An 11,627-nucleotide genomic window follows, 5' to 3' on the forward strand; every position below is an offset into this window, starting at 1 on the left:
GGCACGCATGTGCAAATCTACCTATAGCTCTACCATATGTTAAAAAACCCGACCTTACGTTTAAAACTAGGTTGTGATCATTTATTGTATATGCATTAGCCATGGCAAATCACCTCACTACATAAACTTTCTTCCTTGCTAGCGGTGCTAGTTACTATTAATGAAAATTTTTTCATTTTTATCCTTTTAAAAAGTATTTATAGTAATTACACCAATTTTGGAAAAAATCTGCGCTAGAAATGCAAATTTTAGTGAAAAAATTCATAATTAGAAAAAGAATAAATTAAGAATAGTGAAAGGATATAGGGTGAAAGTAGGTATATTAAATTTGTATTATTAAAAACTTTGAGCTTTCAGGTTTTGCCCCAAAAGCTCAAATAAATTTATTTCACTAACTCGTAGCTATGTTCTTTTGTACCGTCAAGTAGATTTAAGACTTTATAGCCTTTGTCACTTAGAATTTGAGCTAGTTTAGCGCTACGGTTGCCGCTGTAGCAGTGTGTGACGATAGTTTTGTCTTTGTTTGCTTCAAGTACGTCTTTGTAGTTATCAACAGGCTCGCCGTCTGGGATGCTAATAGCGCCTTTCATATGTCCAGCGTCATAGTCTTTTTTCTCTCTAACGTCGATGATTAGGACGTTTGGATCGTTTGCGATCTTCTTAAATTCCTCTGCGTTTATGCTGCCGAATTTAACTAGATCGTAGCTAAATTCTTTCACGCCTTCAGCGTTGCTAAGCTTGTTAAAGCCTTTTGATTTTAGTATGTCTAGCGCCTTGCCGCTGCGGTTGCCGCTATTGCAGTAAAGCACGACGTTTTTGTCTTTGTAGGCGCTTATCTCATCTAGTCTAGCCTCGATCTCTTCAAGAGGGATGTTTATAGCGTGTTTTAGGTGGCCAGCGTTATACTCCTCCGCTTTTCTCACGTCGATGACCAGATAGTCCTCTTTTTTCTTGTTATCAGCTTGTATCGCAGCTAGTTCAGCACCCTTAAATTTAGCGTCCGTTGGCGCTTTTGTATCGCTGCAAGCTGTGAGAAAACCTAGTGCAAAAAGCACAACTATACCTTTAGCTATTTTACTTTTGACGAACATTTTGTCTCCTTTTGTTTTGATAAAATTTCACTATTTATTTTGCGTAAATTTGCCAAAATCCACCCACTATCGCCTCTTTTATCTCACCCTCGCTACCATTTGCTATGCGGCCTCTATATGAGATCTCGGCTGGGCTTTGAGCCTGCCAAATTTGATCAAACCACTCTAAAAATTTCGCCGTGTCGTATCGCACAGGAAGCGCCTCGATGTAAATTTCACCCAGCCTAGCGCAGTATATCGCCTCTTTGCTAGGCTTAAGCGCGATGCGAGTTATGAGCCCATAAAGCTTGCCGGTGAAATTTGGCATGCCAGCCGCGCCGTTATTTATCACTACGCCATTTTCTAGCACTATGGCAGCAGGGGCGCAGGTATGCGTGCAGGCTAGCACGTCAAATTTACGCTCTTTAAACCACAAATTTAGCTCATCTTGTCTATCTTTTTGAGCCAAATTTTCACGAGAGCAGCCCCAGCCAGCTAGAAATTTCTCATCTCCGTGCGTGATAGCGATATTTGCGCCGCCGACGCTTACTAGCTCGCATTTGGCACGCCTTTTAAAAATTTCTATAAACTGCTCGCACCCCTCTTTTATAAGGCGGCTTAGGCGTGCATGGATCAAATTTGAGCGATTTATGGTGCCAGCGTCGGTGCATGAGGGATAGAAGCAGCCGCATCCGTTTTGTCCGCTTGCTAGCTCAAATTCGACATTGCCGTTTATCGCAGTTAGAGTACGTTTTGCTATCTCATTCTCTATCTCGCAAAAGCTCTTTACCTCCGCATCAAACCAGTGGATGTCGCCATTAAAAACGACATCGGCACTCTCGGCGTCTGCCATAGTTAAAATTTCTTTTAGCGCAAAGACGTTGCCGTAAAGTCCGCCTACGACATATAGGCAGCGGCTTTGAAATTTTGGCTCCGGAGGGAAATTGAGCGCATAGCTAAGCGGGCAAGAGCTCATCTTTTATCTTTGCAGCCGCAAAGTAGCCCAGGCAGCGCATAGGCGAGCGTGCAAGCGATGAGTCCATATAAATTTATGCCCAAGAGCATTGCGTATTTGCCGCTGCCGATCGCTAAAAACTCAGGGAAAATTTTCGCGTCAAATGCAAATGCGACACCCAAAAATATCCCCAGCCAAAAGCTAAGATGAAAGCCAAGCTTTGTTGGGCTCACAAATCCATGCAACAAAAATACCGGCGCTAGGCCGATCACCATCGTGCCGCTAATCGTCGTAGCCTTTAAGATATCGGTGCCCACGATCATCGGTAAATTTCCAAAAATGGCAAAAAGTATCATCGAGATGATGCCGATTTTTATGGAAATTTTAGCGACGTCTTTGTTTAGCATCGCTGGGATATCGTAGCCAACTAGCTTTGAAAGGCTTGCAAAGGTCGAGTCCAGCGTCGATCCAGCAGCCGCTATCATGACGGCTGTCATCAGGATAGTTGAGCCAATCCCCATGGTTTTAGCTAGCTCGGCTGGGATGTTGCCCTTTGCGGCTATGCCCTCAAGCGAGCCGTAAATGCCGATAAAGCTAAAAATGACGATGGCTACAAAGCCTAAAATACCAGAGATCACAAAGCTTTTTAGCATCGTTTTTTCTTCGCAGATGAAGCCTCGATCGGTTAAAACAGGGTCGTGAAAAGGGTAGCTAACTAGCTGCAAAACAGCGACTAAAAGCAGATCCACGCCGCCGCCTAAGCTCCAGCTGCCGGTGCTAACTAGCTCGCCCACGCCGTGCTTTGGCAAGATAGTCACGATGACCCAAAGCGTGGCGATAATGAAAACTAAAGCCTGAATGACGTCTGTCACGATAGAGCCCCTAAGTCCGCCACGAACCGAATAAACTAGCGTAAAGAGCGTAAAAAGCGAGGCTGCGACGATAAAAGGCATGCTGCCGCTATCTCCGTAGTAGCCGCCCACGACTGCTGTGTTGCTCCAAACTTCGTTAAAAAGCCTAACCAAGATCGCCACGCAAAATGCGATGCTCGCCGCCGCGCCGTAGTTGCTAGTTAAAAACTGCACGAGTCCGGTTGCGCCAAATTTGCGCCTTAAGCGGTAGATGACGATGCCGGCTATTGGTATACAAAGCCAGTATGTCGCGTACGCTACGCCTCCGACGATACCGTAGCTAGCGCCTAAATTTGCGGCGTTTGTGACTGATTTTGCAAATATCCAGCTGATAAAAATGCTAGTCGTTAGCAAAAATGGCGACACCTTTACGCCGCCTTCACCTTCACCTTTAAAAAACGATCCGATACTGCGCGCCTTTGGTGAAAAAGCGTACATTATCACGCCGTAAACGATCAAAAAGCCCCAAAAAAAGAGCGACTGATACTCTTGCATTAACTCTCCTTAAACTCTAAAATTTGATCCAAAGCCCTCATGCTATCGCTTATAGCGCAGGGGCAAATTTTCGCAAAGAGCCCTTTTTGCATTATCGCTTCAAGTTCATCCGGCTTGCTTAGATCATGCCCCAAGACCTCTTTGCAGATGTTAGATTTTTGCGTTTTAAAATATATCTCTTTAAAGCGCGCCAAATTTGCATTGTATTTTTCTTTATCATCGCCGTAAGCAAGCCCCAAAACTAGCACCGCCGCTAGATATGCGCCGCATACCGAGCCCTCCTGCATGCCACCTAAGAGCCCAAAACTAAGCTTCATAAGCTGTGCTTCGTTTGCACCTAGGTGCTGTGCGTAGCGTGCTAATATCATCTGCGCGCAGTTTTGCTCGGCAAATTTTTGCGCTATCTCTTCATTGCTCATCATTTTTTATCCTTTAAATTTAGGCTAGCGCGCCGCAGCAGCTCGACCCAGCCCCTGCCGTGCAGGCGTAGCAGTAGTCGCGAAAGACGATCTGCCTACCAAGCTCGCCGCTTTTAGCTAGCTCAAAGATATCCTTTGCGCCGTGCGCCTTAAGCCCCTCCATCTGGTTAAAATCGCAATCATAAAGAGCTCCGTCATATCCAACTGAAATTTGCGCTCTACACATTATATTTTGCGTAGCATTTGGGTTAAAATTTGCTTCTAAAAGCTGCATATAAGGCTCAAATTTACCGCTTTTTTCAAGCGATCTTCTAAATCTGCCAATCGGCACGTTCGTGATCGTAAAAAGATGATCAAATTCCACGCCAAAAGCGCTTTTTAGCTCTCTTTTGTAGTCCGCTTCAAGCCCGGCTTGATCGCCTGGCAAAAACGCACCGCCTGGGTTATAGACTAAATTTAGCGCCAAATTTCCGCCCTTGCCGTATCCCAGTGCATTTAGCCTCTTTAGCGCCTCTATGGAGCCATCAAATACGCCTCGCCCGCGCATCTTATCGACGTTTTCTTCGGTGTAGCAAGGCAGGCTCGCAACTAGCTCCACGCCGTGATCTGCGTAAAATTTAGGTAGATCCTCGTAGCCATTTTCAAGTAGTATGGTTAAATTTGTTCGCACGATGATGTGAGGCGTGATCTTAGCGGCCTCATCGATAAACCAGCGAAAGTGCGCGTTCATCTCAGGTGCGCCGCCAGTGACGTCAAGCGTGCTAAATTTATGCGCGCTAATAGCCTCCAAAACAGCCTGCAAAGTCTCCTTGCTCATCGTCTCCGTGCGCTTTGGCCCAGCCTCGACGTGGCAGTGCGAACAGGCGAGGTTGCATATCTTGCCTAGATTTACTTGGATAGTTGAAATTTTATCAGTATGCCTGATCTGCGGTGCTATACGCTCCGTGAAGTTCATTTTCTATTCCTTTTATAAAATTTTAAACTAAGTACGTTTTTTAGATAAGCGGTGTTTGGCGCTTCGTTTACGCCGCTCATCACCGTGGCGAAGTGTTTTATGTTTTGCACGCCGTTTTTGGCGAAATTTCCGCAGCAAGTGGCGCAGTAGGTGTAGAGATTTGGCAAATTTTTATCCTTGACGGCTTGCGGATATCCTGCGGCGATTTGCGGCTCGCTGCTTCTAGCAAGCCCGCCCAACCCACAGCAGTTTACATCCTTAAAGCTATTTTTGAAATTTGGCACATACTTTTTAAAGGTCTCAAAAATAGGCTTATGTATGCGCTCAGGGCAGGGGTAAAAGATGTGCGCCTCCTCTGTGATCTCGTGGTTTAGGCCAAGCTCCTCAAATTTCTCGTATATGGTCTTTATCTTGACATCCACCTTGTCTTTTAAAAAGTGGTAGCAGTTTGGACAGGCCAAAATGAGCGTCTCTACGCCCTTTGCGGCAAAGAGCTCGTTTAGATGTGCCTTTGTCTTGTTAAAATTTGCATTTGCTTCAAAAAGTGGCTTGCCGCAGCAGTCTATGCTAAAATCAACCCCTAATGGCTCTAAAATTTCGATGATTTTTCTCGTGGTTTTAGGCAAAAAGCCCGGGAAATTGCAGCCGAAAAAGACTAGTTCGCGGCTCTTTTTGGGCGAGTTGTTGGCGTAAAGATATGGCGATTTTAAGAAATTTAGGTAGCGAAACGGCTTTTTTATCTGCTCTCTGTGCTTTAGCGCGATCTCGTTGCCGCTGATGTCTTTTGGGCAGACTTTGTAGCACTCATCACACAAAAAACAGCTAAATGCGAGATCTTTTCGCTTTGAAAAATCAAGCAAATTTATATCGTATTTAGTCAAAAACTCGCAGTGTTTCGTGCATGCTCCGCACTCTATGCAAAGCTCTGGCGGGTTTTTAATAACTTTTAGTTGTGATTTCATATTTTAAATTTTAATTTTTTATTATTACTAGCGTATATAATCTTAGCCATTTTTTGAAAAATTATATAAAATTTCTTCATCTGTTCTTTCATCGTTAAAGTTGATGGAGTAACAAAAACTAATACTCAAATCATTGATAAATTTCTCAAATAAGAAAGGTCTTAATAGTCTTGTTTTATCAGAGTTAAAATCAGATCTATGCTGCCCATCTGGATTTCTTCTTATGCCTTTACAATATATTTTGTCTGGGTTCTCTGAGTCACTAATACTCAGTGATCTTATGAGTGCTTGTCGCTCTATATTTGTTAAATTTTCAGGAATGCATAAAGGAATATCTCGCGATAGTTTCTCTGTAAATTGCCTAATTATGTCTCTTAAATTTTGACTATATTCTATTTTAAAATATAATATAAATTCTTTTACATCGTTAATTAATAGCGATGCTGAATTAGCTTCTATTTCATAATCTCGTGAAAGATCTTTAGCATCCATGAAGTGGAGCTTAACTAAAGCGTAATTGCTTGCTCTTTTTTCTAAACCAACAAATCGCTTTACGAGGACTATATAGTCTATGCTTTTATATTTAAACAAAAAACTACAAATTGTCCATTGCTTCAAAGCCATATCTTCTTTTAGCTGTTTTATATTTTTAAGCATTACTATTCTCCTTTATATATTTTAATAACTTTTTGCGATCTCATCAGCGCTAGCTCCATTTCTAAATTTATACTGCAAAATTTGCATTTTTATGAGCGTTTTTATGACTCCTTCACGCCTAAATTTACGCGAGCTTGTGATTATGCTTTGATCTAGCTGGCAAAATTTCACGCTAGATCTTTTTAGCTTCATGCTTAGCTTATAATCCTCCATAATAGCTAAATTTTCAAAGCCGCCAACTGCGTTAAAAAGGCCTTTTCGTATAAAAATCCCCTGATCGCCGAACGCGATCTTTCTAAGCTTTACGCGTAAATTTGAGCAAAGCGCGATCAAATTTAAAAGCACTCCGCCCTCATCAAATTTAAGCCTAAAGCAGCCAGCCTCGCAGCGATCAAGCGCCCTCTCAGCGGCCAAAATCGCCCTCTCATCGCAAAAGGCACTATCAGCGTGCAAAAAGAGAAGCTTCTCAAATTTAGCTACGCTCGCCCCAGCGTCTAGCTGCGTGCCTCTGCCTTTTTTGCAAGGTAAAATTTTAAATCTCTCAGGCGAGAAAAATTTGCTCAAATTTAGCGCTAAATCAAAATTTTTGCCCTCATAGAAATTTGGCTCGCTAGCATCAGCAAATATCACTTCAAATTCACCTTTTTGAGCTGCCAAAAGAGCACAAAAACGCTCCAAATTTTCGCACGGCTCGTTATAGATCGGCGTTATTACCGAGATCGCCACGTTTTGCTCTTATCTTTTTTGCGCCCCAGCTAGAAAGTACCACAAGCGCCGCCATCAAAACGCAGGCGATGATAAAGCCGTTTGAGCGCATATCAAGGGCTTTTTCACCCAAATTTACCATTATAAATGTTGCCGGCACGATGCCTACAAAGGTCGCCACCACGTACTCACGCAGGCTCACGTTCATCACGCCACATGCGTAGTTTAGGGCGTTATACGGCACAAGCGGCATTAGGCGAAGGATCAAAATCAGGCTAAATTTACCGCCGGGCTCGCCAAGTGTTTTTAAAATTTTGCTCTTTGAGTTTTGCGTGAAGGCGCTAACGGTGCGAAATCCCAAAAATCTTGCGATATAAAACATCAAAACAGAATTTATCATCGCGCCTATTATGGTGTATAAACTGCCGGCAAATAGCCCAAATGCCGTACCTGCAACGACTGCTAGGATAGGCACCGGAAATAAAAATATCGGCAAGATAGCAAAGCACAGAACGTAGATCATCGGAGCGAAAATCGCATGCTCGCCGATGAGCTCACGAAGCTCGCTAACGCCGATCTTTTGCATCAAAAATGCAGCCGCTAGTATGATCGCGGCGATGATAGTAAATTTAAGCAGCCTTGTTTGCTTCAAGCTGCGCCTTTTTAGCCTTTTTATCATCTAAAATTTTCTTTGCGACGTAGGCTACGATCGAGAAGGCAAATAGTATAGTAAGACCCACAAATAAAATTTTGCCACCGCCCATCAAACTGCCGCCAAAATACGAATATACAATGGTCGCAGGAAGCTGGCCGATACCAGTTGCCCAGAAAAATCCCCAAAATCTCATCGACGTAAGCCCTGCTGCGTAGCTCACTAGATCAAAGCTCACAAACGGCAGCAAACGGCAGACGATGATCGTGTGCTTGCCAAATCTCGTGAAAAACTCGTCCGTAGCTGCAAGCGCCTTTTTGCCAGTTAGCTTTTCAACGACGTCGCGACCTAAAATACGTGCTATGTAAAAGCAAAGCGCAGCGCCCACCATAGCCGAGCTCCACGATAGCACAGCGCCCCAGACCCAGCCAAATATCATCGCATTTGAAAGCGTGATGAGAAACGCAGGCACTGGCGCCATGATGCTTTGAAGCACCATCAAAAAAAAGCTCACGCAAGCAGCCGTCGTCTTGTCAAAGCTTTGCAAATAAGCATAGACTTCATTTAGGTCAAATTTGCTAAGCATCACGACTGAGTCGGTGATCTGTTTGTTTACCGCAGGGATAAAAAAGTATGCCAGCGCGACTATCGCGACGGCGATTAGGAGAAAAATTTGGGATTTTTTCATCTAGATTCCTTAAAATATTGTTGTAAATTCGACAAAAACTTGTCGCTAAGATAGGCTTTTATCTTGTTAAAAGCGTATTTGTTTTTGATGGCACGAGTGCCGTTGTACTCGACAAATGCCATCGCACACCAGCTTGTTCCTCGCAGGCAAGTCATCGTAAAATACTCTCTAAATTTTCGCCTATCTACCATTTTTTTCGAGTAGTTTTCATATAAATTTATAAATTTTTCTATCTCATCAGCGCTAAATATCGTGTCCGTCTTCCAAAACGTGGTCGTTGGCACACTAAAATGTGCCAGATCTTGCTCACGCTCGCCAATTATCGGCTTTTCCCAGTCGATGATGTATGAGCTCTCTTTACCGATGATGAAATTTGAAGAGTTTAGCTCGGTATTTATGATACAAGGCTCCTCTATCTCGCGCTCAAGGTCAAATTTCTTTGCTATTTTTAAGAAAAATTCGATCATCTCAGCGGTTTTTGGCTGGGCTAAATTTGAGTTTAGATAGACGTTAGTCATATTTTCGCACTCTTCAAACATCGCTTTTAATGGCTTTTGCGCGGTGATCAAGCTGTGATTTGACGGGATCTTGACTGCGTGCACGCTAGCAAGCAAACTTGCCGCCGTCTCAAGATCGCTCTCGTATCTTAGCGCATGCCCTTTTAAAAACTCCATACTCATCGCCCCTCGCGGTAAAAACGGGCTTGGCTCGTAATACTCTAACGGCGCTGGCGTGACCTTTGAGCTTTGTAAAATTTTAAGCGCATCAAATTCATATTTTATTTGATTTTCAAGTGCCATTTGCGACTTTGTATTTATGCGAAATACCTTTTGGCCGCCTTTGCGAAATTTGTAGTTTATGTTGTATTCGCCGCTAGCAAGGGGTTTTATAGCGCTTGGTCGCACGCCCAAGACGTAAGCGAAAATGTCCTCTTTCGTATCGATGTCGCGAAGCGGTTTAAATTTGACGTAGCTTAAATTTAGCTCTTCAAATTTAGCGCAAACTCCATCGCACACGCTCTGCCTTAAAGAATAATCGCTTGAGAAAATCTCATCTCTTAGGCTGGCGCTTCTTAGAGCGATCGCGCAGTATCCGCCGTCAAGCGTAGGGGCGATAGCGGCATCGTTTTTACTAAGTGCTTTAAAATAGCTATTAAAGCCTTGAGCGGTAAAATTTACAATGTCGCTGCCAATTAGTAAAATTTGTTCAAATCCAAGCGTTTTTACATGTTTAAATGCTTTAAGCATTCGCTCACTTAGTGAGCCCTCACTTTGGGCAATAAATTCATACTCATCGCCTAAAATTTGCTCTAAATTTTTAGCCTTATCTCTTGGCGTAAAAAAGATGAAAATTTTGACGTTTTTTAGCTTTTGAAGCTTGGAGTTTATATCTTTTAGTAAAAATTTATGCAAATTTGCCGCTTGTTGTGGCGTCAAAAAGTCAAGCAGCCTGGTTTTAGTCTTGCCAGCGATCGGAGCTCTAGTAAAAAGTATCAGCGCTTTTTTCAAATTTTACCCTTTGTGGCGGTAAATTTGAATAGAAAAAAGATATTTAGAAAGGTTAAAATTCCCAAAAATAGGTATTTCACTTGAGCTAGAGTTAAAATTTCTAAATAGCTCTCTTTGATGAGATAAAAGAGTAGCTCTTGCTTGCCAAGCCAAAGCGTGACTAAAAAGAGCAAACTTTGGCTAAAAATTAGCGCAAAAACAGCCGTGCGCTTTTGAAAGAGCCCGTAAAGTAGCCCAGCCACGAAAAATCCAGCCACGATATAGCGGTTGTGCACGCGCATCTCGAGCCAAACTGATAGCGAGACTAAAAGCGCCGCGCTAAGCCCTAAAAGCAAAGCGCAAAACGCGTAATACAAGGCTCTAAAAGCTTGCATCAGTTTGCAACCCTAAAGCTTATAGCTACAAATGTGCCATCAGGCGGTAAAACGTCTTTGTTGCCGTGAAATACGACTTCGTTGCGTTTTTCAACTGCGCCGTGAGTGTAGGTGTGGTTTGAGATGATGCCGACTGAGCAGCTATCTAGGCAAGCGATGCAGCCGGTATTAAAGCTCTTTGCGGTCGCTTCGTTGCCGCCAAAACGCATGTCGATTGGTTTGCTGTTACTATCTGTGATGACTTCGTTGATGTCGTAGCTTTTTGGTGCGCCGTTCCATGTTACTTCGATCTTGATCTTGTCGCCTTCGACGTGTGTTTCAGGGCCATTTTTTAGAGTCATATTGTTGCCTGGTTTGGCGCCTATTTTTTTCATAGCTTGGTAGAAATCGTTTTGATTTGCAAGTGCGATAAACACAGGCTTATCGCCAAATCTTCCATCTTTGAAAACTACTGCGTGGCGAGTGTTTTCAGTAAAATACTTGCCATTTACCTTGGCTAAAACAGTGATAGTTTTGGCGCTTTCATCTACTACCATCGGATTTTGAGCGCTTACTACGCCAACTTGATCGTCGCTAGCTTGAACGCTTGCGGTAAAAAACAGACTAAAAATAGCCATAAAAATAGCTTTTTTAAACATATTAGTGCCTTTCTGTGAAGAAAATTTGAAATTTGATTTACGAAACTTATAGAATTTGTAAATGTTGCAGGCGAACCTCGCCCAAAAATATTTTTGAATTATATTTGTTTAAAATAAAAAAAAGTTTAAGTGACATTTTGTTCATAATGCGCAAAAATTAGTTTTTTCATTGTATTAGAAGTGTAAATGAGATATAATTTAGATTTTTTAAGAGACTGTTCCACTTTAGTAACTAAGTGTTCCACTCTTAAAGGAAATTTTAAAGAAAGGAAAAGAACAAAAGCATCACTGCTAGTGCCTAAAATAGGGTGTTATGGTGTCACGGGGGAGACTTGAACTCCCGACCTCCGGCTTATGAGGGTTTAAAATAAACCTTGTGTAAGCACCAAAAAGACGGTACACAGCCAGTTTCACACTAGGTATCTGCTACATTTTGCTACAAAGTTATATTGCATAGGTAACAAAGATGCAATATCTAGTCAAACGAAATGGCATATACTACTTTAGAGTAGCTATCCCACTATATCTGAGGCCTTATTTTGGTAATAAAACCGAATACATAACCTCCTTCCTCACAAAACGCTTTGATACAGCAAAAAATCGTGCTAAGATCTACTCTATAATTTTTAACGCGATCA

The 11,627-nt window shown here is 42.6% G+C and carries 14 protein-coding genes; 1 reads left to right on the forward strand and 13 read right to left on the reverse strand.

Translation table 11 applies throughout. The features are described 5' to 3' along the window. Window positions 1-383 precede the first annotated feature (383 nt). The 13 genes from F3G76_RS10160 to F3G76_RS10220 are packed head-to-tail and all read right to left on the reverse strand — an operon-like array spanning window position 384 to window position 10,989. Window positions 384-1,091, reverse strand: a complete 708-nt coding sequence (locus tag F3G76_RS10160; RefSeq protein ID WP_103634053.1) for a rhodanese-like domain-containing protein — start codon at window positions 1,089-1,091, stop codon at window positions 384-386. 34 nt (window positions 1,092-1,125) lie between these two features. Continuing rightward, the gene (locus tag F3G76_RS10165) at window positions 1,126-2,046 is read right to left on the reverse strand and encodes a metallophosphoesterase family protein (RefSeq protein WP_103634052.1); all 921 of its coding nucleotides are present in this window, start codon (window positions 2,044-2,046) and stop codon (window positions 1,126-1,128) included. Further along, the gene (locus F3G76_RS10170) at window positions 2,043-3,431 is read right to left on the reverse strand and encodes a sodium:solute symporter family transporter (RefSeq protein WP_149706650.1); all 1,389 of its coding nucleotides are present in this window, start codon (window positions 3,429-3,431) and stop codon (window positions 2,043-2,045) included. The genes F3G76_RS10165 and F3G76_RS10170 overlap by 4 nt, the downstream gene beginning before the upstream one ends. Then, window positions 3,431-3,853: a C-GCAxxG-C-C family protein gene (locus tag F3G76_RS10175; RefSeq protein WP_149706651.1), complete on the reverse strand. Its 423-nt coding sequence runs from the start codon at window positions 3,851-3,853 to the stop codon at window positions 3,431-3,433. The genes F3G76_RS10170 and F3G76_RS10175 overlap by 1 nt, the downstream gene beginning before the upstream one ends. 16 nt (window positions 3,854-3,869) lie before the next feature. Next, window positions 3,870-4,805: an arsenosugar biosynthesis radical SAM (seleno)protein ArsS gene (gene arsS / locus F3G76_RS10180; RefSeq protein ID WP_149706652.1), complete on the reverse strand. Its 936-nt coding sequence runs from the start codon at window positions 4,803-4,805 to the stop codon at window positions 3,870-3,872. Beyond that, the gene (locus F3G76_RS10185; protein WP_149706653.1) at window positions 4,802-5,767 is read right to left on the reverse strand and encodes a heterodisulfide reductase-related iron-sulfur binding cluster; all 966 of its coding nucleotides are present in this window, start codon (window positions 5,765-5,767) and stop codon (window positions 4,802-4,804) included. Before F3G76_RS10185 ends, arsS begins: the two co-directional genes overlap by 4 nt. Before the next feature lie 42 nt (window positions 5,768-5,809). Next, window positions 5,810-6,424 carry a DUF6037 family protein gene (locus tag F3G76_RS10190; protein ID WP_149703638.1) on the reverse strand — a complete coding sequence of 205 codons (615 nt, stop codon included), beginning with the start codon at window positions 6,422-6,424 and terminating at the stop codon, window positions 5,810-5,812. Window positions 6,425-6,445: 21 nt separating this feature from the next. Then, window positions 6,446-7,150, reverse strand: a complete 705-nt coding sequence (locus tag F3G76_RS10195) for a TIGR04283 family arsenosugar biosynthesis glycosyltransferase (protein ID WP_149706654.1) — start codon at window positions 7,148-7,150, stop codon at window positions 6,446-6,448. Further along, window positions 7,119-7,781 (reverse strand): TVP38/TMEM64 family protein, encoded by a 663-nt coding sequence (locus F3G76_RS10200; RefSeq protein WP_188116304.1) that lies wholly within the window; start codon window positions 7,779-7,781, stop codon window positions 7,119-7,121. The genes F3G76_RS10195 and F3G76_RS10200 overlap by 32 nt, the downstream gene beginning before the upstream one ends. Next, window positions 7,759-8,469: a TVP38/TMEM64 family protein gene (locus tag F3G76_RS10205; protein ID WP_149706656.1), complete on the reverse strand. Its 711-nt coding sequence runs from the start codon at window positions 8,467-8,469 to the stop codon at window positions 7,759-7,761. Before F3G76_RS10205 ends, F3G76_RS10200 begins: the two co-directional genes overlap by 23 nt. Then, window positions 8,466-9,977 carry a TIGR04282 family arsenosugar biosynthesis glycosyltransferase gene (locus F3G76_RS10210; protein WP_149706657.1) on the reverse strand — a complete coding sequence of 504 codons (1,512 nt, stop codon included), beginning with the start codon at window positions 9,975-9,977 and terminating at the stop codon, window positions 8,466-8,468. Before F3G76_RS10210 ends, F3G76_RS10205 begins: the two co-directional genes overlap by 4 nt. Continuing rightward, entirely contained in the window at window positions 9,974-10,351 is a 378-nt protein-coding gene (locus F3G76_RS10215) for a hypothetical protein (RefSeq protein WP_149706658.1), read from the reverse strand. The genes F3G76_RS10210 and F3G76_RS10215 overlap by 4 nt, the downstream gene beginning before the upstream one ends. Continuing rightward, window positions 10,351-10,989 (reverse strand): YdjY domain-containing protein, encoded by a 639-nt coding sequence (locus F3G76_RS10220; protein ID WP_149706659.1) that lies wholly within the window; start codon window positions 10,987-10,989, stop codon window positions 10,351-10,353. The genes F3G76_RS10215 and F3G76_RS10220 overlap by 1 nt, the downstream gene beginning before the upstream one ends. Before the next feature lie 466 nt (window positions 10,990-11,455). Between F3G76_RS10220 and F3G76_RS11035 the strand changes: the two genes are divergently transcribed. Continuing rightward, window positions 11,456-11,627: DUF6538 domain-containing protein (locus tag F3G76_RS11035; RefSeq protein ID WP_317454272.1), on the forward strand; the 172-nt coding region annotated here is incomplete at its 3' end.

It is taken from the genome of Campylobacter concisus, from assembly GCF_902460575.1.
Classification (GTDB): Bacteria; Campylobacterota; Campylobacteria; order Campylobacterales; family Campylobacteraceae; genus Campylobacter_A; species Campylobacter_A concisus_AW.

Excerpts from the sequence above, each read along its gene's own strand:
- F3G76_RS10160 (WP_103634053.1), bottom strand. The coding sequence starts at position 1,091 with ATGTTCGTCAAAAGTAAAATAGCTAAAGGTATAGTTGTGCTTTTTGCA.
- F3G76_RS10165 (WP_103634052.1), bottom strand. The coding sequence starts at position 2,046 with ATGAGCTCTTGCCCGCTTAGCTATGCGCTCAATTTCCCTCCGGAGCCA.
- F3G76_RS10170 (WP_149706650.1), bottom strand. The coding sequence starts at position 3,431 with ATGCAAGAGTATCAGTCGCTCTTTTTTTGGGGCTTTTTGATCGTTTAC.
- F3G76_RS10175 (WP_149706651.1), bottom strand. The coding sequence starts at position 3,853 with ATGATGAGCAATGAAGAGATAGCGCAAAAATTTGCCGAGCAAAACTGC.
- arsS (WP_149706652.1), bottom strand. The coding sequence starts at position 4,805 with ATGAACTTCACGGAGCGTATAGCACCGCAGATCAGGCATACTGATAAA.
- F3G76_RS10185 (WP_149706653.1), bottom strand. The coding sequence starts at position 5,767 with ATGAAATCACAACTAAAAGTTATTAAAAACCCGCCAGAGCTTTGCATA.
- F3G76_RS10190 (WP_149703638.1), bottom strand. The coding sequence starts at position 6,424 with ATGCTTAAAAATATAAAACAGCTAAAAGAAGATATGGCTTTGAAGCAA.
- F3G76_RS10205 (WP_149706656.1), bottom strand. The coding sequence starts at position 8,469 with ATGAAAAAATCCCAAATTTTTCTCCTAATCGCCGTCGCGATAGTCGCG.
- F3G76_RS10215 (WP_149706658.1), bottom strand. The coding sequence starts at position 10,351 with ATGCAAGCTTTTAGAGCCTTGTATTACGCGTTTTGCGCTTTGCTTTTA.
- F3G76_RS10220 (WP_149706659.1), bottom strand. The coding sequence starts at position 10,989 with ATGTTTAAAAAAGCTATTTTTATGGCTATTTTTAGTCTGTTTTTTACC.